The sequence below is a fragment of the Paenibacillus sabuli genome (assembly GCF_014705605.1).
Taxonomy (GTDB): Bacteria; Bacillota; Bacilli; order Paenibacillales; family Paenibacillaceae; genus Paenibacillus_D; species Paenibacillus_D sabuli.
In genome coordinates, this window is the sequence record NZ_JACXIZ010000031.1 from 1 (window position 1) to 22,410 (window position 22,410).

17 protein-coding genes are annotated in these 22,410 nt (G+C 60.1%); 12 read left to right on the forward strand and 5 right to left on the reverse strand.

What is annotated here, in order from left to right:
• The first annotated feature begins 1,391 nt into the window (after positions 1-1,391).
• The 3 genes from nrdI (at position 1,392) to nrdF (ending at position 5,114) form a co-directional block, all read left to right on the forward strand.
• Positions 1,392-1,751: a class Ib ribonucleoside-diphosphate reductase assembly flavoprotein NrdI gene (gene nrdI / locus IDH44_RS17630; protein WP_190919975.1), complete on the forward strand. Its 360-nt coding sequence runs from the start codon at positions 1,392-1,394 to the stop codon at positions 1,749-1,751.
• Entirely contained in the window at positions 1,738-3,822 is a 2,085-nt protein-coding gene (gene nrdE / locus IDH44_RS17635) for a class 1b ribonucleoside-diphosphate reductase subunit alpha (RefSeq protein WP_190919977.1), read from the forward strand. Before nrdI ends, nrdE begins: the two co-directional genes overlap by 14 nt.
• Positions 3,823-4,115: 293 nt before the next feature.
• Complete coding sequence (gene nrdF / locus IDH44_RS17640) at positions 4,116-5,114, forward strand: class 1b ribonucleoside-diphosphate reductase subunit beta (RefSeq protein WP_190920017.1); 999 nt, start codon at positions 4,116-4,118, stop codon at positions 5,112-5,114.
• A gap of 109 nt (positions 5,115-5,223) precedes the next feature.
• Here the strand turns inward: nrdF and IDH44_RS17645 are convergent, their stop codons facing one another.
• The 3 genes from IDH44_RS17645 to IDH44_RS17655 are packed head-to-tail and all read right to left on the reverse strand — an operon-like array spanning position 5,224 to position 7,165.
• On the reverse strand, positions 5,224-5,904 hold the full coding sequence (locus IDH44_RS17645; RefSeq protein WP_190919979.1) for a hypothetical protein: 681 nt from the start codon (positions 5,902-5,904) through the stop codon (positions 5,224-5,226).
• Positions 5,901-6,797: an ABC transporter ATP-binding protein gene (locus IDH44_RS17650; RefSeq protein ID WP_190919981.1), complete on the reverse strand. Its 897-nt coding sequence runs from the start codon at positions 6,795-6,797 to the stop codon at positions 5,901-5,903. Before IDH44_RS17650 ends, IDH44_RS17645 begins: the two co-directional genes overlap by 4 nt.
• A complete protein-coding gene (locus IDH44_RS17655; RefSeq protein WP_190919983.1) occupies positions 6,797-7,165 on the reverse strand; it encodes a GntR family transcriptional regulator in 369 nt (122 codons plus the stop codon). Before IDH44_RS17655 ends, IDH44_RS17650 begins: the two co-directional genes overlap by 1 nt.
• A gap of 288 nt (positions 7,166-7,453) precedes the next feature.
• Between IDH44_RS17655 and IDH44_RS17660 the strand changes: the two genes are divergently transcribed.
• The 4 genes from IDH44_RS17660 to IDH44_RS17675 all read left to right on the forward strand — a co-directional run bounded on the left by IDH44_RS17660 (position 7,454) and on the right by IDH44_RS17675 (position 13,336).
• Positions 7,454-9,691: a heavy metal translocating P-type ATPase gene (locus IDH44_RS17660; protein ID WP_190919985.1), complete on the forward strand. Its 2,238-nt coding sequence runs from the start codon at positions 7,454-7,456 to the stop codon at positions 9,689-9,691.
• Positions 9,692-10,517: 826 nt separating this feature from the next.
• Positions 10,518-11,648: a YeiH family protein gene (locus tag IDH44_RS17665; RefSeq protein WP_190919987.1), complete on the forward strand. Its 1,131-nt coding sequence runs from the start codon at positions 10,518-10,520 to the stop codon at positions 11,646-11,648.
• A 784-nt stretch (positions 11,649-12,432) separates the two neighbouring features.
• Entirely contained in the window at positions 12,433-12,900 is a 468-nt protein-coding gene (locus IDH44_RS17670) for a tetratricopeptide repeat protein (RefSeq protein WP_190919989.1), read from the forward strand.
• 109 nt (positions 12,901-13,009) lie between these two features.
• On the forward strand, positions 13,010-13,336 hold the full coding sequence (locus IDH44_RS17675) for an ArsR/SmtB family transcription factor (RefSeq protein ID WP_190919990.1): 327 nt from the start codon (positions 13,010-13,012) through the stop codon (positions 13,334-13,336).
• 129 nt (positions 13,337-13,465) lie between these two features.
• Here the strand turns inward: IDH44_RS17675 and IDH44_RS17680 are convergent, their stop codons facing one another.
• Positions 13,466-13,894: a nuclear transport factor 2 family protein gene (locus tag IDH44_RS17680; protein ID WP_190919992.1), complete on the reverse strand. Its 429-nt coding sequence runs from the start codon at positions 13,892-13,894 to the stop codon at positions 13,466-13,468.
• Positions 13,895-14,109: 215 nt separating this feature from the next.
• Between IDH44_RS17680 and IDH44_RS17685 the strand changes: the two genes are divergently transcribed.
• Complete coding sequence (locus tag IDH44_RS17685; protein ID WP_223869788.1) at positions 14,110-14,970, forward strand: sugar phosphate isomerase/epimerase family protein; 861 nt, start codon at positions 14,110-14,112, stop codon at positions 14,968-14,970.
• A gap of 125 nt (positions 14,971-15,095) precedes the next feature.
• Positions 15,096-16,700, forward strand: coding sequence for an MHYT domain-containing protein (locus IDH44_RS17690; protein ID WP_190919995.1), 1,605 nt, complete (start codon positions 15,096-15,098; stop codon positions 16,698-16,700).
• A 136-nt stretch (positions 16,701-16,836) separates the two neighbouring features.
• Here IDH44_RS17690 and IDH44_RS17695 read toward each other — a convergent pair whose 3' ends face one another.
• On the reverse strand, positions 16,837-17,865 hold the full coding sequence (locus IDH44_RS17695) for a LysR family transcriptional regulator (protein WP_190919997.1): 1,029 nt from the start codon (positions 17,863-17,865) through the stop codon (positions 16,837-16,839).
• Between the two features lie 231 nt (positions 17,866-18,096).
• On the opposite strand from IDH44_RS17695, the gene IDH44_RS17700 reads away from it, so the two are divergent.
• Genes IDH44_RS17700 through IDH44_RS17710 form a run of 3 tightly spaced genes read left to right on the forward strand, consistent with a single transcriptional unit; the run spans position 18,097 to position 22,387 of the window.
• On the forward strand, positions 18,097-19,656 hold the full coding sequence (locus IDH44_RS17700) for an amidase (protein WP_190919999.1): 1,560 nt from the start codon (positions 18,097-18,099) through the stop codon (positions 19,654-19,656).
• A gap of 35 nt (positions 19,657-19,691) precedes the next feature.
• Positions 19,692-20,684 carry an ABC transporter ATP-binding protein gene (locus IDH44_RS17705; protein WP_190920001.1) on the forward strand — a complete coding sequence of 331 codons (993 nt, stop codon included), beginning with the start codon at positions 19,692-19,694 and terminating at the stop codon, positions 20,682-20,684.
• 23 nt (positions 20,685-20,707) lie between these two features.
• Positions 20,708-22,387: an ABC transporter substrate-binding protein gene (locus IDH44_RS17710; RefSeq protein WP_190920003.1), complete on the forward strand. Its 1,680-nt coding sequence runs from the start codon at positions 20,708-20,710 to the stop codon at positions 22,385-22,387.
• Positions 22,388-22,410 lie beyond the last annotated feature (23 nt).

The following is a 22,410-nucleotide window of genomic DNA, read 5'->3' on the forward strand; positions in this document are numbered from 1 at the left end:
TGAGTAGCCGCCAAAATGGCGGCTGCAGGCGTGCGCGCCCGGGGAGCAGAGCGACTAGCCGCCAAAATGGCGGCTACAGGCGTGCGCGCCCGGGGAGCAGAGCGACTAGCCGCCAAAATGACGGCTGCAGGCGTGCGCGCCCGGGGAGCAGAGCGACTAGCCGCCAAAATGGCGGCTACAGGCGTGCACGCCCGGGGGGAGCGAGCGAATAGCCGCCAAAATGTCGGCTACAGGCGTGCGCGCCCGGGGGAGCGAGCGAGTAGCCGCCAAAATGGCGGCTGCAGGCGTGCACGCCCGGGGAGCAGAGCGAATAGCCGCCAAAATGTCGGCTGCAGGCGTACGCGGCCGGGGAGCAGAGCGAATAGCCGCCAAAATGGCGGCTGCAAGGCATGCGCGCCCGGGGGGAGCAGAGCGAATAGCCGCCAAAATGGCGGCTACAGGCGTGCACGCCCGGGGGAGCAGAGCGAGTAGCCGCCAAAATGGCGGCTACAGGCGTGCACGGCCGGGGAGCAGAGCGAGTAGCCGCCAAAATGGCGGCTACAGGCGTGCGCGCCCGGGGGAGCGAGCGACTAGCCGCCAAAATGGCGGCTACAGGCGTGCGCGCCCGGGGGAGCGAGCGAATAGCCGCCAAAATGGCGGCTGCAGGCGTGCGCGGCCGGGGGGAGCGAGCGACTAGCCGCCAAAATGGCGGCTACAGGCGTGCGCGCCCGGGGAGCAGAGCGAGCAGCCGCCAAAATGGCGGCTGCAGGCGTGCGCGCCCGGGGAGAGCGAGCGACTAGCCGCCAAAATGGCGGCTACAGGCGTGCGCGCCCGGGGAGCAGAGCGAGTAGCCGCCAAAATGGCGGCTATAGGCGCGCACGCCCGGGGAGCAGAGCGACTAGCCGCCAAAATGGCGGCTGCAGGCGCGCGCGGCCGGGGAGCAGAGCGAAACCGGACGCATTACGAGGAAGGCACGCCAAGGTTCGTCTTCCCACATTAGGACTTGAGCCGCATGCGGCTCATTTCTTTTTTTGCGAAAGCTTACGGGCCGCGGCCTGCGCGGGGCCGCGTCCGATTTTTTTGTCGCTGGGACAAATGATGCTTGACGGAAGTCAACATATTGATATAAATTAAATGAGCCGCACTATATATTGTGATTGTGAATTTATTATTGTGATTCACACGGAACACTTTTGGGTAACTAGGGGTGTTTGATCGCGTCAAGCTGGAAGCATAGTCAAGTCTTAACTAAGCTACTTGGCCAAGCCTTTACTAAGATACAAGAAGTCAGGTTCTTACCAATCTTCAGCTTGGTACATAAGCAAGTTTATACGGCAAACTTCTACCCGAGCTTCTACCCAAACTTCTATCCAATTAACAGACAAGCGTCGTCGCAAGGAGTGAACAGATGGATGCTGATCGTATATGATTCCAAAACCGGCAACGTGGCGCGCTTCATCGACAAGCTGAACCTGCGCTGCGTCAAGCTGGACGAGTCGATGACCGTCGACGAGCCGTTCGTGCTCGTCACGTACACGACCGGCTTCGGCCAGCCGCCCGCCAGCGTGCTGGCGTTCCTGATCCGCAACCACGGCCGTCTGACCGGGGTATCGGCGAGCGGCAATCGCAACTGGGGAGACAACTTCGCCCGCAGCGCTGACCACATCGCGCGGCTATACGGCGTCCCCGTCATCAGCAAGTTCGAGATGTCCGGCACGGCGCGGGACGTCGATCAATTCGTGAAGGAGATGGATGCAATTGCGGTACATTGAGTTGAACAACGAGCTGATGAAGCCCGATCAGGAAGGCTTCTTCCGTCTGGATATGGATCTGGAGGCGGTCGAGGCCTTCATGGACGACGTCGCCGCGCGAACCGTCTCCTTCCCGACGCATACCGAGCGCATGCGCTACATGATCGCCGAGGATTACTACGAGAATGTGTACGCCCGCTACACCGAGGCTGAGGTCGAGGCGGTGTGCCGGCACGCGCACAGCTACGACTTCCGATTCCGCTCCTACATGGCGGCCTCCAAGTTCTACAACGACTACGCCGTGCGCAGCAACGACCGTGCGTACATCCTGGAGCATTACGCCGACCGCGTCGCGATCGTGGCGCTGCATCTGGCGCGCGGGCAGGCAGAGCTGGCGCGGTCGCTGACCTCGGCGATGATGGAGCAGCGGCTGCAGCCGGCCACGCCGACCTTCCTCAATGCCGGCAAGAGCCGGCGCGGCGAAATGGTGTCCTGCTTCCTGCTCGAGGCGGACGATTCGCTCAATGCGATCAACTACGTGCTCGGCACCTGCATGCAGCTCTCCAAGGTCGGCGGCGGCGTCGCGGTCAATCTGTCCAAGCTGCGCGGGCGCGGCGAGCCGATCAAGGACGTCGAGGGTGCGGCCAAGGGCATCATGCCGGTGCTCAAGCTGATGGAGGACGCCTTCTCCTACGCCGATCAGATGGGTCAGCGCAAGGGCTCGGGCGCGGCGTACTACAACATCTTCGGCTGGGACGTCATGGAGCTGCTCGACAGCAAAAAGATCAACGCCGACGAGAAAAGCCGGCTCAAGACGCTCTCGATCGGGCTGATCATTCCGTCGAAGTTCTACGAACTGGCCGAGCGCGGCGAGCAGTTGTACGTCTTCGGACCGCACTCGGTGCATCGCGCCTACGGCCGCCATCTCGACGATCTCGATCTGGACGAGATGTACGACCAATTGGTCGCGGACGGGCGCATCCGCAAGAAGGCGCTCATGCCGGCGCGCGATATGCTCGTGAAGATCGCCATGATTCAACTGGAGTCCGGCTATCCGTACATCATGAACAAGTCGAACGCCAACCGGCAGCACGCGCTCGGCGCGCTCGGCTCGGTGAAGATGTCGAATCTGTGCACCGAGATCTTCCAGCTGCAGGAGACGTCGGAGATCGGCGACTATCACGAGCCGGACACGATCCGCCGCGACATCAGCTGCAATCTGGCCTCGCTCAACATCGTCAACGTGATGGAGGGGCGGCGGCTGCGCGATTCGGCGCGCGAGGGTATCCTGGCCTTGACGGCGGTGAGCGACATGACCGAGATTGCCAATGCGCCGGGCGTCGCCAAGGCGAACCGCGAGCTGCATTCGGTCGGACTGGGCGCGATGAATCTGCATGGCTTCCTGGCAAAGTACAAGGTGGCCTACGAGAGCGACACGGCCAAGGCGTTTGCGGGCGCTTTTTTCATGGCGATCAACTACTACACGCTGGAGATGAGCATGGAGATCGCCCGCGAGCGCGGCGAGGCCTTCGCCGGCTTCGAGCGCTCGGACTATGCGAGCGGAGTCTACTTCGCCAAGTATATCGAGCGGGATTACCGACCGGCCGACGAGCGGGCGCGCGAGCTGTTCGCCGGCATCGACCTGCCGTCGCCGGACGACTGGCGGCAGCTGCAGGCGCAGGTGGCCGAGCACGGCCTGTACCACGCCTACCGGCTCGCGATCGCGCCGACGCAGAGCATCTCCTATGTGCAGAATGCGACTTCCAGCGTCATGCCGATCGTACAGCCGATCGAGACCCGCACCTATGCCAATTCGACGACGTACTACCCGATGCCATACTTGTCGCGGGACAATCTGTTCTATTACAAGTCGGCCTATCACATGAATCAGTTCAAGGTGATCGATCTGATTGCCGCCATTCAGGAGCATGTCGACCAGGGCATCTCCACCGTGCTGCATGTCAATAGCGACGTCAGCACGCGCGAGCTGGCGCGTTACTATATCTACGCGGCCCGCAAGGGGCTGAAGTCGCTCTATTATACACGCACCAACAAGCTCACCGTGGAGGAATGCCTGAGCTGCTCCGTTTAGAAGCATGGTGAAAAAGTTGCCAGAGTGACCGAAATTGCGGTGGAGAAGCGAAGCGTCCGACCTCTTGCTCCCCGATTTTTACCCCTGAAGGGTTTCAATTTCAAGAAATTGGAGAGGAACGGCGGTCGGAAACGTATTTCGGGCACGGCGGCTTTACTTTTTCACCACACGTCTAGGACGGCAGCGGCGGCGCGATCGGCGATGAACTTCCGAATCGTCAATTCAGGCAAAGGCGACGCGAGCCCGGCATATTGCAGGAGCGAGACAATCAAGGAGGTTACGGATACGTGACGATGGATAGCGGACAACGAGCGGACGGGGAACGGCAAGCGCCGCTGCGCGCGGTGAACTGGAACCGCCCCGACGATGAGTATACGGCGATGATCTGGAATCAGAACATCATGCAGTTCTGGACCGACGAAGAGATACCGCTCTCCGACGACAAGATGTCCTGGCTGACGCTCAGCCCGGCGGAGCAGGCATTATATATGAAGGTACTGGGCGGGCTGACGCTGCTCGACACGGTACAGGGCGGCGTCGGCATGCCGCAGATTCTCGGCCATGTGGACGGCCTGCAGCGCAAGGCCGTGCTCGGCTTCATGGGCATGATGGAGCAGATTCACGCCAAGTCGTACAGCAGCATCTTCACGACGCTGGCGACGAGCCGCGAGATCGACGACATTTTCCGATGGGTGGAGGATCATCCGCTGCTGCAGCGCAAGGCCGCGCTCATCACTGGCTATTACGAAGACATTCGCACCGACCGCGAGCTCTATCTGGCGATGGCGGCGTCGGTGCTGCTGGAGAGCTACCTGTTCTACAGCGGGTTCTTCTATCCGCTCTATCTGGCCGGTCAGGGCAAGATGACGAGCAGCGGCGAGATCATCGATCTGATCCTGCGCGACGAGAGCATCCACGGGTTGTATGTCGGGCTGCTCGCCCAGGAGGTGCTGGGGCGGCTGACCGAGCGTGAGCGGGAATCGGCGCTGGAAGAGCTGCAGCGGCTGCTGCGCGATCTGCATGCGATCGAGGAAGCCTACAGCGAAGAGCTGTATGCGGCGGTTGAATTAGCGGATGAGGTGAAGCGGTTCGTGCGCTACAATGGCAACAAGGCGATGATGAATCTCGGACTCGAGCCGGCCTTCCCGGACGAAGAGATCAACCCGATCGTGTTCAACGGCATCCGCACCCATACGAAGCAGCATGATTTTTTCTCGAAGAAAGGCAACGGCTACATCCGCACCACGCATGTCGAGGCGCTGCGCGACGAGGACTTCGTATTTGACTTTTGATCAAGTCTTGGCTTCCAAGCGTGCCAAGCGCCCTTCCGGAACGATTCGGAGGGGCGCTTTTTTGTCTTGTCGGCCGCGCCGACATCGGAGGCGAAGCGCCAACAGAGACTCAGACGACCGACTTGCGCAGCATGCCATAGGCGGCTATGGCGAGGACGAGCGTCAGCGGAAGGGTCCACAGCGACACGACCAGCAGCGAGTGGGTCGCGAACCATTCGAAGATCGCTTCCCACCAGGCGAAGCGCAAGGCCAGGAATCCGGCGACCGTGCCGACCACGATCGCGATCAGCAGGGAGTAGAGCAGACTCTTCACGCCGAAGCGGCGGAATGTACTGGCGATGAACATGCCCCAAAAAAACAGGAACATATAGATCAGGAAGTACTGGGCGACCACAGCCAGAGCATTGCCTTCGGCGACGTAAGGCAAGGCGAAGAAGTGAAAATCGGTACCCCACGCGTCAGTCAGTCGCTCCAGCCAGCCGAGCGCCAGCAGGACGATCGCGGTCATTGCGCCAAAGGCCAGCCCGGTCAGCGCGGTCCCGCGATAATAGTCGCCCCTTGTCGTGCCCAGACCAATCGCGAGCGGGAAGGTCTGCGGCACGACGAGGATGCCGATGACAAAAATGTAGACGAAGACCGAAGCGATCCCGCCGGTGTAGAGCGGCTCAGTCATGAACAGACTAATCAGGAGATTGATTGAAAAGCTGATGCCGACAATCATGGACGGGATCAAAAACCAGCTCCACTTGTCGCGCAAATGCATCTGCATGATACGTGTCGTTCGATTCATACGCGTTCGGCCGCCTTTCCCTCGGATTGATTCTTGGTCAATTGTACGATCAGCTCTTGCAGCGAGACGGGTGCGAATTCAAGGCCAAGCTCCTCTGCGCGGTGGCGCTGCTCCGGTCCGAGCGAACCGAGCACGGTCGCTGTCAGCAGGGCACCGAGCGGATCGCGCTGGATGACCTTCATTCCTTGCGCGAAGGTCTCGACCTTGTTCATCGGACCGGCTACGGCAAAGGCCTGCTGGCGCAGCGACTCGGCTTCTTCATTGATGAGAATGCGTCCGCGGTCGATGACGAGAACATGCTCGAGCAAGCGGCTCACCTCGTCGATCAAATGGGTGGAGAGCACGACCGTACGCGGGTGCTCGATATAATCGGCCATGAGCTGATCGTAGAACATGCGGCGCGCTACCGCATCCAGGCCGAGGTATGGCTCGTCGAAGATCGTCAGCGGCGCGCGGCTGGCGAGGCCGATGATGATGCCGACCGCGCTCAGCATGCCGCGGGATAGCTTCTTGATCTGCCTGCGCTCGGGCAGATTGTACTGCTGGCGCAGCGCTTCCGCGTACGATGCGTCCCAATTCGGAAAAAACATGGCGGCTACGGCCAAGGCGTCGGCTACCTTGAAGTTATCCGGATATTTCTGGCTTTCCTTGATGAAGCAGACTTGACCGAGTACGCGGGCGTTCTCATACGGCGCCTCGCCGAACAATCGGATCTCGCCGTCGCTCGGGATTGCCTGCGCGGTCAGCAGTTGCATGATCGTCGTTTTGCCGGCGCCGTTTCGCCCGAGCATGCCATAGATTTTGCCCTCCTCGAGTGTGAAGCTGACGCGATCCACGGCCATGTTATCTTTGTAACGCTTGCTTACTTCTCGCACCTCTACAATAGTACGCATTATTCAGTTGCTCCTTTCTCGATCATTTCGGTGAGCTGGGGAAAGGTGATGCCTAGCTTTTTGGCTTCCTGCACCATTGTCACCACGTACTGTTCATAAAATTGCTGCTTGCGCGTCTCCATCAATACGGCCCGCGCGCCGGATGCCACGAACATGCCGATCCCTCGCTTTTTGTATAGAATGCCTTGATCGACCAGCAAATTGACGCCCTTCGCCGCCGTCGCCGGATTGATTTTGTAGTACGCTGCGAATTGATTCGTCGAAGGCACCTGCGATTCCTCGGGAAGTATGCCTTCGAGAATATCATTCTCGATGCGAGCGGCGATCTGTGCAAAAATCGGACGGTCGTCGTCAATTAAAAAGCTCATGCATGTGTTCACCACCAAACTGGTTAATTACTTATGTAACTAACCATACAGGTGAGTGAGGATTTTGTCAAACTTTTTTTGAAATCCACTACCTTCATGCTCCTCGACTCCTTTCTCTGCGAGGCTAGGACAGGAATCATCCGAACTGGACAATTATACAGTAGGGGGGTATACTATGTTCAAGGATAAAGCCGACTTCATCTTGAGAGAATAGGGCGTGTGGGATTTCATGTATACTCCCGCCTCTTATTCAGATGTTAGCCTGCTCGGCATGAAGGAGTGAGCAACATGGAAGCGACAACTGCTGCGAAAAAAGCGACCGGCCAAACCGCCGATCTTCAGTTACAGGGCATGACGTGCGCGGCCTGCGCGACTCGGATCGAAAAAGGCTTGAACCGCATGCCCGGCGTCGCTTCGGCGGCGGTCAACTTTGCCGCGGAGACGGCCCGGGTCACCTACGATCCCGGCAAGGTCGCCGTGGAGGATATGCTCGCACGAGTAGAGAAGCTCGGTTATCAGGCTGCGCTGAAGCAGTCGGCGGAGGAGCGGGGGCAGCTGCGGCAAGCCGAGATCACCCGGCAAAAACGCAAGCTGCTGCTCGCGGCGGCGTTGTCGCTGCCGTTGCTGTGGGCTATGGCGAGTCATTTCTCCTTCACCGCCTGGATCTGGACGCCGTCTTGGCTCATGAACCCGCTGTTCCAGCTCGCGCTGGCGACGCCGGTGCAACTCTATATCGGATGGCCGTTCTATGTCGGCGCCTACAAGGCGCTGCGCAACAAGAGCGCCAACATGGACGTCCTCGTAGCGCTCGGGACCTCGGCGGCTTACGGCTACAGCCTGTACCTGACTGTCCGCTGGCTCCAGAGCGGCGGAGGCATGCACGCGCCGCCGCTCTATTTCGAGACGAGTGCGGTGCTGATCACGCTCGTCATCCTCGGCAAGCTGCTCGAGGCGCTGGCCAAGGGACGGACCTCGGAAGCGATCAAGACGCTGATGGGTCTGCGCGCCCGGACGGCGCTCGTCGTTCGCGATGGCGCAGAGCTGACCGTGCCGGTGGAAGAGGTTGCGATCGGGGACCGGGTGATCGTGCGTCCGGGTGAGAAGATCCCGGTCGACGGCGAAGTGTTGGAGGGACGTTCGGCTGTTGACGAATCGATGCTGACCGGCGAGAGTCTGCCGGTGGACAAGGCGCCCGGCGACGCGGTCGTTGGCGCGACTGTGAACAAGCAAGGCAGTATGACGATTCGCGCCACGCGGGTCGGAGAAGAGACGGCGCTCGCCCAAATCATTCGCGTCGTCGAGGAGGCGCAGGGGTCCAAGGCGCCGATCCAGCGCATCGCCGATACCCTATCCGGCATCTTCGTGCCGATCGTGGTCGCGCTGTCCGCTGCCGCGCTGCTCGTCTGGTACTTCGCGGTCGAGCCGGGCGACTTGGCCGGCGCGCTGGAGAAAGCGATCGCGATCCTCGTCATCGCCTGTCCGTGCGCGCTCGGCCTGGCGACGCCGACCTCGATCATGGCGGGCTCCGGCCGCGCCGCCGAGCTCGGCGTGCTGTTCAAGGGCGGCGAGCATCTGGAGCGTACGCATCGGATCGACACGGTCGTGCTGGACAAGACCGGCACCGTGACGAGCGGCCGGCCCGAGCTGACCGACGCGGAGGCGGCGGGGGCGGAGGACGAAGCGGAGCTGATGGCGCTGCTGGGCGCGGCGGAGCGCCGCTCGGAGCATCCGCTGGCCGAGGCGATCGTAAGCGGCATCCGGGCCCGCGGCATTGCGCTGCCTGAGCCGGATGAATTCGAGAGTCTGCCCGGCTACGGCATCCGCGCCGTCGTTGGCGGCCGCGAGGTGCTGGCAGGCACGCGCCGCCTGATGGAGCGTCGCGGCATCGCGCTCGGCGAGGCTCAGGCACGGCTGTCCGAGCTTGAGGCGCAAGGCAAGACGGCGATGCCGGTCGCAGTCGACGGCGTATACGCCGGCCTTGTCGCCGTCGCCGACACGATCAAGCCGACCTCGCGCGAGGCGGTCCGGCGGCTCGAGGAGATGGGCATCGAGGTCGTCATGATGACCGGCGACAATGGCCGCACGGCGCGGGCGATTGCGGACGAGGCGGGCATCGGCGAGGTGCTGGCGGAGGTGCTGCCCGAGGGCAAGGCGGCCGAGGTGCGCAAGCTGCAGGAGCAGGGCCGCAAGGTCGCGATGGTCGGCGACGGCATCAACGACGCGCCGGCGCTGGCGGCCGCCGACATCGGCATGGCGATCGGCACCGGCACCGACGTCGCCATCGAGGCGGCGGATATCACGCTGATGCGCGGCGATCTGCGCAGCATTCCGGACGCCATCGCGATGAGCCGGCGTACGATGGGCAATATTCGGCAGAATTTGTTCTGGGCGCTTGCCTACAATTCGCTCGGTATTCCGATCGCGGCCATCGGTCTGCTGGCCCCGTGGGTGGCCGGCGCTGCCATGGCGCTCAGCTCGGTCTCGGTCGTGCTCAATGCGCTGCGGCTGCAGCGGATGCAGTTGTAATGTTATGAGTTGCAACCCTTGCAGGTTGCTGCTTGCTTCCTTTAGCTAATGCACGCCGAGTACGGGTGGGTATGCGTTCAGACGGCCTGCCTCCGTCCGTTAGCGGATCCAAGGATGCAGGGCAACCAGGTTGTAATGGACAAGGGAGACGCTTAGCGCCGTTTTTTGTCTCCCTACCCGGTGTAACGGTCAAGAGCGACGCTTAGCCGGGGTTATGGGCCGCTTAGGTGGCGGGAATGCCCGCTAAGTGTCGCTGGTGTCCGTTATAGTTGCTCGCCCGAGCAGCCTCCTTCGTCCGCGCTTTCGGCGCAAAGGCGCTGGCGCACGGCAGCCACTTATGTCACTCCGTCTTTGGCATCGGCCGATTCTTGCTGTGAATTTTAGTAACGGTTGTAGATCAAGCTTAAATACAGATGGACGTTTCAAGATAGACGTGATACCTTTGCGAGCGCCGCTACTGCGGTCCGCAGAGTGTCGCGTTTTTTTTAGCTCTAAGCATGAACTCCGGGTGTATAAGGATTCGTTATGAAAAGGATAGCAATTTCGAATTTCACTTTTGCACCGTCGTAGCGTACGCTTGAATACATAGAAGGACGGTGTTCGCGAGGAATGTCGTGCGCGAAGGATGCAGTGCGTAAAGGGAGCCATGCGTAGGGAAGCCATGCATGAGGGAGGCCAACGCGAGTCATGCCGTCCGGGAATGCCGCCCGTGCAGTAAGCCCTGCGCGAAGAGCGGCGATGCCCGAAGGAGGCCATGCCCGTCACTGAATGTCCCTCGGCAGCGTGACCGACAGCTAGGGCGGCACACGGCAAGGAGTGAATGGCGATGCATACGCCTATACAAACAAACGATAAGCATGAACAGCTGAACGACAAGCACGAACAGCGTCGCATCGGGCCACGCATCAAGCTAGCAGTCGCACAGCTGCTGCCGGGAGTCGGCATCACTGTCGCGCTGGCAGGGGCGGCGACCCTGCTCGCGCGCTTGCCGCTGCTGAGTGTGCTGGGGCCGCTCGTGCTGGCGCTCTTGCTCGGCATCGGCTACCGCAGTCTGGCACGCTTGCCGGAGACGGCCGGGGCAGGCATTGTATTCTCCAGCCAAAAGTTGTTGCGCGCCGGCATTATCCTGCTCGGCCTGAGGCTCGATCTGGGCGATATTGTGCGCGCCGGACCGCATGTGCTGGTGCTCGCCGTCCTGCAGCTCGCATTCGCGCTGGCGGCTGTGTACGTTCTGGCCAAGCGGCTCGGCGTCGGCGACAATCTCAGTCTGCTGACCGCCTGCGGCACGGCGATCTGCGGCGCGGCGGCGGTCGTGGCGATCGCGCCGCAGCTGCGCGCGAGCCGCGACGAGACCGCCGCGGCAGCAGCTGTCGTAGCCCTGCTCGGCACGGGCTTCACCTTGCTCTATACGGGGTTGTACCCCGTATTGGGATTGACGCCGGATGGCTACGGCATGCTGACCGGGGGCTCGCTGCACGAGGTGGCGCATGCGCTGGCCGGCGCTGCGGCGGGCGGACAATCCGCCATCGAGGCGGCGCTGCTCGTCAAGTTGACTCGGGTCGCATTGCTCGTGCCGGTCGCGCTCGGCCTTGGCCTATGGGCAGCGCGCCGCGACAGTCGCCGCATGCCGGAAGACAGGCGCAGCCCGGAGTACGGAGGCCGTGCGGCTACCCGCGGACGCAAGCGGCGGCTGCCGGTGCCGTGGTTCATCGCGGGCTTCCTCGTGATGAGCGGGGCGAACACGGCAGGGTGGATTCCGGCAGCCTGGACCGCACTTGCATTGCAAGCCGCTTATGTGGGGCTGGCCGCGGCGATGGCCGGGTTGGGTCTGGGCGTGCAGTTCGGCCAATTCCGGCGCCTTGGGCTACGGGTCGCCATCGCCGCCGGGATCGGATCGGTGCTGCTGGGCGCGCTCGGGTATGTGCTCGTGCGCGTGCTCGTACCCGGTGCATCCTAGCCGCGGACGACGCGAAGAGACCGACCTGCGTCAGATCCTGCCGGAGGTCGGCCTTCAATCTTACGAGTAGCCAATTTGAAGTGAAGGTGAAGGCTGGTCCATATGGTATACGCGGGCGGCAACGGGAATGCGGCGGAGGAGCCGGCAGTAGAGGAGGACGTGACCATTACGTATTCGCAGTGGGGCACAGGCCGCGGCTTATGCCTTGCTGGCGTGGCTCGCCGGCGACGGCGACCTGGACGCCGCGATTGCGGATCTGCAAGCCCCAATGCAGTAGGTTTGTCGTGAGGTTTATCGCGGCTGATTTAAGCGCGTCCCTTTCCTAAGGCGCTCCCGAATCGCCGTCCTGACGGACGGAGGCTCGGGAGCGCCTTTTTTTGCCGCAAACAAACGAAAAATGAAAAAAAAACGGCTTCGTCATAAATGGCGCGCTCTCGCCGTTTCACCTTGCGTCAATAATGGCCGCGAAGGCCGTGGACCAATTAAAAAGCGAGTACGAGGCGCCTTATCTCATGCAACTCGTGACCTTTTTAAATTCGTATTTCAACGAGCTGCAGCCGGTGATCCGCAAACCGGCCGTTTTGTATGCTGCGGCTGAGTATTTGATAAGCGAATCCTACGACTTCGGCATCACCCAGAGTGAATTGGCGGCCAAATACGGCGTGTCCGGATCTGCGATTTCCAAACGCTATCAGGAAATCATATACTTTTTGCGTGAGCACATCGGAGGCGGCTGGGTGGATGCGGAGCACGACGTCGAGCAGGTCGGGCAAAGAATTATGGAATGGAAACGATGCAGGAGTATGTCGACTTGCTGCTCGCAGGCGGGCAATTCGAGGACGCCATTGGTCATCTCGAAGAAATGCTTGAGCTTAACCCCAATGATAACCAGGGCATGCGCTATACGCTGTTGAACGTTTACATGGCGACCGATCGGCTTGCAGAAACGGAACAACTGATCGCCGATTACAACGACGATATTACCGCCGCGTTTGCTTATAGTGGAGCATGGCTGGAATACTTAAAAAACGGCCCAACGTCGACCTTCAAGATGAAATTTCGTGCGGCCAAAAATACAAACGCGCACGTGCCCGACTATTTGGTCAGTCGAAAGCCACTGCCGCAAGACTTGCCGGAAGTCATCGGATTCGGGGATGAAAATGAAGCGATCGCCTACGTTGCAAGCACGGGACCTTTGTGGGTCAAAATCGCCCCTGCGCTTGAATGGCTCACTTCAAACGAAGAGGTCTGATCGTCGGACGGCCCCCAAACCGGAAGCTCGGGCAAGCCGAAGCCGTTGACTTCGTTCCGGGCGAGGTATATATTCTATATAAGGAATATACAAGATCGGAGGGGACGTCATGAATACCGCAACGTTGAGCGCCCTTGCTGAACCGAACCGCTTGCACATGGTCGAGCTGCTGCTGGACGGTCCGCTCACGGTCGGCGAGATTGCCGACCGGCTGGAGCTCCGCCAGCCCCAGGCCTCGAAGCATCTCAAGGTGCTCAGCGAAGCCCGGATCGTAGAAGTGCGGCCGGATGCGAATCGACGCATCTACAAGCTGCGCGCCGAGCCGCTGCAGGAGATGGACGCCTGGCTGGACCGCTTCCGCGGCATGTGGGAGAGCCGGTTCGAGCAATTGGATGCGTATCTGCAGCATCTGCAGCATCAAAAACGAGACAACTGATCGGCCATATCGGCAAGCGGCGAACGTGACATGCGCCAGGCGCGGCCCGTCGAACGCACCGACGCGCCTGGCGCGGCCGATCCTCCCGCAAGCACCCCGGCGCCGTATTGCTGCGCGCGCGGCGGGTGCTTATTTGTCTTCTCGGTCTTCTGCCGCAAGCCCGATCACATACGAGTCGATGCGCTTGATCTTGCCTTGCTTGGCCGCGCTCGTGAATTGATAGACGTCGCAAAATGCATACCGCGTACCGTCCGGAAAGACGAGCAGGCCGTTGGCGGAGGCGGTGGGGCCGTGCGTGATGATCGTATGCAGGTGGAGCTCGACTGCGCGCACATACGCCATTTCGTTGACGCGCTCGGCGAAGCCGGCGCGCCCCGCGACGGTGCCTTCGCCGACGACTTGCCAGACGATATCATCGGCAACTTGTTCCACGAGCGCTTCGGCGTCGCCGCTGGCGAACGCCACATTGAACGCTTTGAGCACGGCCTTGCGCGGCGCGTTGTCGCAGCCGGCCGGGCACGTGACGATCAATTCGGATGGTGCGGGCTGGTTGGCCAATTGTATCGCTCCCCTCTGTCGGACGATTCGCATGTGGAGCCGCTGGTCCGCGTCTCATCCGGCATACGTCTACTATAGCATACCTTCGGAGACGGCATTTCTTCCCGATTGCGCCAAGTGAGCGGGTAGAGCAGCTAATTGCGGACGATAACTTTTAAGCGGGAGGAAAACGCTTCAATTAACGCGAATGTTAGGGGGAAGAGGAGGCGAAACCATTGGGAAATGCAATTGAATTGGAAACCACGGGCATTAAGCTGTCATTCTCGACGCTCGGCTGTCCCGACTGGCCGATCGATCAGATTATCGAGCGGGCTGCCGCTTACGGGTACGACGGCATCGACATGCGCGGCTGCCAGGGCGTGATGGCGGTGTATACGCTGCCTGCCTTCGGGCCGGAGCGGGCGTCGACCAAGCGGCGGCTGGAGGAGGCGGGACTGGTCGTCTCCTGCTTCTCGAGCTCGGTGACGCTCGTCGCAGATGGAGACAAGCGCGCGGCCAACGTGCGGGAAATCACTGCTTATGCGCAGCTGTGCGAATTCTTCGGCACGCCCTACATCCGGGTGTTCGGCGGCGCCATCGGCGCTGCCGAACGCGCGGACGCATGCGCGGCGGCGGCGGAGCACCTGCGCGAGCTAAGCGCGCTGGCTCGGCCATACGGCGTCACGCTGCTGCTGGAGACGCATGACGATTGGACGCGGCACGAGGATGTGGAGCCATTGATGGCGCTTGCGGACGCCGGCGACACGGCCGTGCTATGGGACGTTCACCACCCGTATCGCATGCACGGCGAACAGCCGGAGGACACGCTGGCGGCGCTGGCGCCCCGGATCGCCTATACACATTGGAAGGACTCCGTCCCTGCGCCGGATACGAAGCATGGTCATCACTATTGCCTGCTGGGCGAGGGCGACGTGCCGCTGCGGCGTATGTTCGAGCTGCTGCGGGAGACGGGCTATGATGGCTGGTACACACTGGAGTGGGAGAAGAAGTGGCATCCGGAGATTGCAGAGCCGGAGACGGCGCTGCCGCAATACGTACAATACATGCGCGCGCTGGAGAGCGGGCAGTCGGGCTAATCGGAATGCTCGCGCCTGCGCTGCGAGCGCGCCAAAAAATGCGCTGCGGCTCCCGTCCATTTCATGGTATGATCAATTCGAATGCCCGTGCGGCAAGACATGCCATTTGAAAATGAGGAATTGCCATGGAACATCATCATATACACGGAACTTACGACACGGTCTTGATCCTGTTTTCCTATGTCGTAGCAGTGGCGGCGTCGTATACCGTACTCGATCTGACCGGGCGCATCAGCGCGACCAGCGGCCGCAGCCGCTGGGCGTGGCTGAGCTTTGGCGCCATTGCAATGGGCCTGGGCATCTGGTCCATGCATTTTGTCGGCATGCTGGCATTTACGTTGCCGGTACCGGTTGCATACGACGTATCGACGGTTGTGCTGTCGGTCGTGGTCGCGATCGCGGCGTCCTTTGTCGCGCTCTATGTCGTCGGCCGCAATCGGCTGACGCTGGCGCAGCTGATCGGTGGCGGGCTGCTGCTGGCGGCGGGCATCTCGGCGATGCACTACATCGGCATGGAAGCGATGATGATCGGCATTCGCTACGATCCGTTTTATTTTGCATTGTCGATCCTCATCGCGCTGGTGGCGTCGGTGAGCGCGCTCTGGCTGGCCTTCTACTTCCGGCAGGACAGCACGCGCGGCGGCGGATGGAAAAAGCTCGGCAGCGGCCTCATCATGGGCGCGGCCGTGGCGGGAATGCACTATACCGGGATGGCGGCGGCCCGCTTCTACCACGAAGAGACGGGCAGCGCGGCCACAGGCATGGTACTGGATCAGAAATGGCTGGCTTCCTTCATCTCGGCCGGCACGCTGGTGACGCTGGCGATGTCGCTGCTCGGCGTCTATATCTCCAAGCGCTTCTCCTACAAGGATTCGACCATCGCCGCCAAATCGCGGGAGATTGTCGCCGTCAACGAAGAGCTGCGGCGGCTCAACGAGAATCTGGAGCAGCTCGTCATGGAACGCACCGCTCAGCTGGAAAAAGCGCATGACGAAGCGATCAAGGCCAGCATGACCAAAAGTCAGTTCCTGGCCAACATGAGCCATGAGCTGCGCACTCCGCTCAACGCGATCATCGGCTACAGTGAGCTCCTGATGGAGGAAGCGGAGGACATGGGGGAGCAGAGCTTCGTGAGCGATCTGGGCAAAATCGAGCAAGCAGGCAAGCATCTGCTCGCGCTCATCAACGACATTCTCGACATCTCCAAGATCGAGGCGGGCAAGGTCGAGCTGGAGTATGGCGATTGCAGGGTATCGCATCTGCTGGCCGAGGCGGTCGGAGCGGTCGAGCCGCTCATGCAAGCCGGCGGCAATACGCTCAAGATCGAGCCGCTCGAGCTCGTCATCCGCGTCGACGGCGTCAAGCTGCGTCAGGTGCTGATCAATGTGCTTGGCAACGCGGCGAAGTTCACACGGGACGGCGAGGTCAGGCTGGTTGCCCTGCGTCAGCGCCGGCAGGAGCGGGAGGGCGTCGCTTTTGTCGTATCCGATACCGGCATCGGCATGACGCCAGAGCAGTTGGACAAGCTGTTCCAGCCCTTCACCCAGGCCGATCCGTCGACGACGCGCAAATATGGCGGGACCGGGCTCGGACTGGCAATCAGTCAGCGCTTTTGCCGTCTGATGGGCGGCGGTATTTCGGTCGAGAGCGAGCCCGGTCGTGGCAGCGTCTTCACGTGCTGGGTGCCGGACGGTGCGAGGAATCAGCCGGCGGGCGAGCGTACGCTGTAGCGGCCGACACGACCTGCAGGCCGGGCGGAGAAGCCGAAGACAAGACATGCATGCGAATCAGGTACAATCCTTCATATCCGGGATTGTACCTTGTTTTTTTTAATGATAGAACGTATAGGATATCGCCTATGCTTTTCTACATTTCTCGGAACGAAACGGGCTGCGCCGTCAAAGGAGGCTTGCCCGTTTCGCCTTGTTCCGCGCAAAAGACGGCCTCGCCATAGGTGTCCCGGATATCCTCGACGATTCGGCTGAGCCGCAAGTGCTCAAGCAGCAGATCGTTACGATGCACGAGATAGATCATATGACGCGGCAAGCTTCGGGACAGGTAAATATGAAACGGCACGGATTCGTGCTCGGCGAGTGTAAAGGTGCGGGGCGCGTCTTCGGGTTTGGGCTTGGCTAATTGGAAGGCTTGATAGATATAGGAAGCGGGCAGCAGCGTATAGCCCAGGCCGTTAGCGATAAAGCTGAGCATCGGATACGTGTCGTTCGTCTCAATGATGCGCTCGGGAAGACGGCCGAGCATGTCGTGCAGAACCGGCTCCACGGTGCGGCGTAGCGTCTCGGTGTGCGGGTGGAGAAAGAAGGTCTTCGATAGTAAATACCCGCGCCATTCATCCTCTTCCAGCTCCTTCAGCCGCGTATCCTGCTTGGGCGCCAACAACACAAGCTGTTCCTCGAACAGCGGGATGGAGCTGATGTTCGGCAGATCCCTCGTATAAGGGAAGATGCCGAAATGAAGCTGATTGATCGCGATCATCTCCAGCAAATAGTTCGATTTTTCGGAAATGACCTGGTAATCCAGCTCCGGATAACGGTGTTTGAACATTTGCAGCGCGGGGGAAATGAACGAGGAGCCCAGCGGACGGGAGACGCCGATTCTCAGATTGTGCGTCGTTTCGGGCTCGGCCACGCGCAGCCGGACGGACAGCGCGTTATACTCCTCCAGCAGTTTCAGCGCGTGGAAAAGGAACTGTTGGCCGCGGGACGTGAGCGTTACGCCCTTCCAGTTGCGTTCGAAAAGAGGAACGTTGTACTCCGCTTCAATTTTCTTTAGCCTGGCGGTGAGCGAAGGCTGAGTCAGGTGAAGCAGACGGGATGCCTTGGATATGCTTTGCGTACGCGCAACGGTGACAAAAGAATGAATATCCAGCCAATCCACAACCAATCCTCCTCCTAACAATCCATGAATGTCGAATGGAAAACCTGACTAGCAGGCAGAGAACGGTGTCTGAATATATGACATGTTGAATCCTTGAAAACATGAGGATGACATTATTTTAACATATATTTCGCAAAAATGAGCCATTGTTTTTTTCTATTTCTTACTATTCTGAATAATGTGATATTTTTATGTCATCAAAATGAACATACAAAGAGAGGGAGAGGACACATGCTGAGAAATCCGGATCTTGAGGAAGTCATGCAACTCGGCCGAGCGCTTGGTTTTGATTTTACGGAGACCGAAGCCGAGATTGCGCGGGAACGAATGGTCAGTTCCCTTGCGGCGCTTGACCAGTTTTATGAGCTGCGCATTGAGGAAGAGCGGTTGCCGCTGCGGCATCTGCATCGCGATCCCGGCTATCGTCCGACAGAGGAGGAGGACCCGCTCAATGCGTTTATCCGCAAGTGTCGTGTGGAGGGAGCAGAAGATGGACCGCTGAAAGGCAGGACTGTCGCACTCAAAGACCACACCGCGGTAGCGGGCGTTCCGCTGACCTTCGGATCGCATTTTATGGAAGGCTATGTTCCCGATTTCGATGCGACAGTCGTGACCCGGTTGCTTGACGCGGGTGCAACAATTACAGGGAAACTCAACCTGGTCGATTTCTCGAATGGGCCGGGACTTGCCGGAACTGGCGATTTCGGTCGGGTCAAGAACCCTCATCGCCCGGAACATGTGAGCGGCGGCTCGTCATCGGGCTCGGGGGCGGCGGTCGCCGGCGGGTATGTCGATATTGCGATCGGCGGCGACCAAGGCGGCTCGGTCCGCGCACCGGCGCATTACTGCGGCGTCGTTGGTCTCAAGCCGACATTTGGCCTGATCCCGCATACGGGCGTCATCGGCTCCGACCCGAGCCTCGATTATCTTGGCCCGATGGCCAAGCGGGTTGAAGATGTCGCGACTGTGCTGGAATGTGTGGCGGGTGCGGACGGCTATGATCCGCGACAGGCCAATCTGCCGGACTTGCCGGACTATACCTCTGCGCTTGCGAAGGGTGTGAAGGGACTGCGCGTGGGCATCCTGGTCGAGGGGTTTGGCTTTGACGGCATGGAGAAGGACGTGGAGGAGGCGGTGCTTGCCGGCGTCGACGTGCTGCGGGCAGCGGGGGCGCAGGTGAAGAAAATATCTGTGCCGATGCATACGGACGCCCATCTGATGGGTTTGCCGCTCGGTCTTGAAGGATCGAAGTATCTGTTTGATACGAATTTTGGCGGAGCCTTCGCTGCAACATGGTATCCAACCTCGCTCATTACGACCATTGGAAGGTTCAAGCAGAGCCACGGTCATGAATGGCCGATGACGGTGAAGATGCGCATGACATTGGCGCAATACATGCAAGACCGCTACCATGGCAGGTTGTATGCGAAGGCGCAGAACGTCCGCAAGACGGTGAAGCGGGCTTACGATGCCGCGTTCGAGGAGGTTGACGTGCTGGTCTGTCCGACGAAGCCGACGAAGGCGCCGAAGTACAGACAGGCAAGCACTTCCGGCGAAGCGATTGAGCAGATTTTGTACCGTGCCGGCGAGGCGCACTCGCGCAATACCGCATCTTTTAACTATACCGGCCATCCGGCCATCAGCGTACCCTGCGCCAAATCCGACGGCTTGCCGATCGGCATGCAAGTGATCGCGCCGCATTTTCGCGACGACCTGTTGCTGCAGGTCGCATACGCCTTCCAGGAGTCGGTGGACTTGGACGGCATTCAGGCGGAAGTTGCGACGGTATAACCGATTGTCAATACAAGGAATGAGGTGAGGGGTCCATGAGCGCACCGGTGCTGAAAATCGACGAGCTGGTGACGGAGTTCACCATTCGGGGACAGAAGGTTCCCGCCGTTCGGGGGGTCTCGTTAGAGGTCAAGAAGGGCAAGACACTCGTGGTGCTTGGTGAGTCGGGGTCTGGAAAAAGCGTGATGCTTCGCTCAATTATGCGTGTGCTGCCGCGCGGGGCGCATTTGAGCGGGTCCATTACGTACAATGGCGACAATGTGCTTGACAAAAGCGAAGCGGAGATGAGACGCCTCCGGGGCAATTGGATTTCCATGGTGTTTCAGGACTCCTTGTCCGCGATGGACCCGCTGTTCCGGGTCGGCGAGCAGGTCGGCGAAAATATTCGGGAGCACCGCCGGTTCCCGAAAACTACGATCAGGGACCAGGTCATCCGGCTGTTCGGCGAGGTCGGTATTCCGTCGCCGGCTGCTCGCACCCGATCGTATCCGCACGAGATGAGCGGCGGCATGCGGCAGCGCTCCGTCATCGCAATGGCATTATCCAACACACCGGACATCTTGTTAGCAGATGAACCGACCACCGCGCTGGACGTGACGATTCAGGCGCAGATTCTGTCGCTCTTCAAGCAAATTCAGCGCGAATACGGCATGACGATGATACTTGTCACGCATGATATTGGCGTGGCCGTCGAGATGGCGGATGAGATCGCGGTCATGTATGCAGGCAAAGTGGTGGAATATGGGGATGCGAAGCAGGTGTTGGGAGCCCCGGCCCATCCGTATACGCAAGGGCTGATTGCGGCGACGCCGCAAAAAGGAAAGCGCGGTCGACTGCAGGTGATCCCCGGACAACCGCCGGCAATTACTGCAATGCCCGGGGGCTGCGCCTTTGCTTCGCGTTGTCGGTATGCGACCGAGCGTTGCAGAAAGGAGATGCCGCCGCATACGCAGCTCGCAGGGGGACACATGACAGCATGCTACAAGACTGAGGATGGTCAAGCGTTGGCCCAATTGGTCCGCCAATGATCCGTCGAGGGGGAGAGAATGTAATGTTGACGTCTACAAAAACGGGTACGTTCAGGTTTGTTCTTGTTGCTGTGTTGATGCTGTTGCTGCAGGCCTGTCAAGCCGGCGAAGAGACGACGCCTGCCGGTGCGAATGCTGGGGATGAAACGTCAACGACGGCGTCCGGCACGCAAACCCGAAGCGATGAAGGCGGAACGGATGGCAGGGGTGGCACGCTGGTTGTTGCGATGACGGCGGGGAATGTCCCGCTTCCCGACATTGTGCCGACAGAAGGCTCGGAAGGTCGGCGATTCGTGACCTATCAGCTCTACGACGGGCTTGTGCGCTGGGACTTGTCGCGCGATGATGCGACGTCGGTGCCCCGGCCGGGACTGGCAGAGTCCTGGGACATATCGGAGGATATGATGACGTGGACGTTCCATCTGCGAGAGGGCGTCAAGTTCCATGACGGCACCGACTGGAATGCCGATGCGGCGGTCTTCGGGCTGGATCGTATATTGAATCAGGAGTCAGAGTGGTATAGCGCTTCGCTTGGCGGCGCAATCGCAACCTACACGAAGAAGATCGATTCGTATGAAAAGATCGACGATTATACGCTCGCCATTCATATGAAGGAGCCCTATGCGTTGCTTCACTGGGATTTGACGTGGGTGAGGTTTGCCAGCCCGGATGCGGTGAAGACCTATGGCAATGATGGCTATATCCAGCATCCGGTTGGCACGGGTCCATTTCGATTCGTCAGCATGGAGCAAGGCGTCAATATGATCCTGGAGCCCAATACCGAATACTGGGGCGAGGTTCCCAAGCTGGATCAGCTTATCCTGCGGCCGATGCCGGAGGCGAGCTCGCGGCTTGCCGCCTTGCAGACCGGTGAGGTCAACTGGGCCGAGGTGCCGCCGCCGGAATCGATGGAGATGCTGCGTCAGGAGGGCTTCCAGGTATTATTGAACAACTATCCGCATATGTGGCCGATCATACTGAACCTTCAGGTTGAACCGTGGGACAACAAGCTGGTCCGCCAAGCGGCCAATTACGCGATCGACCGCGATGGCATGGCGAATGATCTGCTGGGCGGCGCTGCGAATCCTGCGGTGCAGTTCATGTATGAAGGTCATGACTGGTATTCAGAAGACGGTACAACCTATTCCTATGATCCGGAGAAAGCGAAAGAGCTGTTGGCGGAAGCCGGTTATCCCGATGGCTTTGAGACGGTGTTCGTCGTGCCCAGCAGCGGGTCCGGCAATATGTGGCCGTTGCCGATGATTGAATTTTTGCAGCAGAATCTGGCGGAGGTCGGCATTGATGTCGAGGTTGAAGTGATGGAATGGGGGGCGTTGATCCAGACCTACCGGCCAGGATTCCCGCCCGGTGAGAACGTGGGCGGCGTCATGGTCTCAACGGGGTCCTATGCGCCGATGCATGCCTTCGATCGCAATTTCGCGAGCACCTCGGTACCGCCGGCAGGCAACAACAAAGGACTGTACGATAATCAGCGGGTTGACGAACTGCTCCGCGAAGTACAGGTAGCGTCGGAGGAAGAATTCATTCCACTGATGAAGGAACTCAATAGTATCGTTACCGATGATGCGCCGTGGCTGTTCGTCGTACATGATCTCAATTTGCGTGTGGTTGCATCGAATGTAAAAGGTGTTGTAATGGCACAGAACTGGTTTATTGATCTGGATACCGTATGGGTGGAATGATGCGACAGAAGGAAAGACGCATC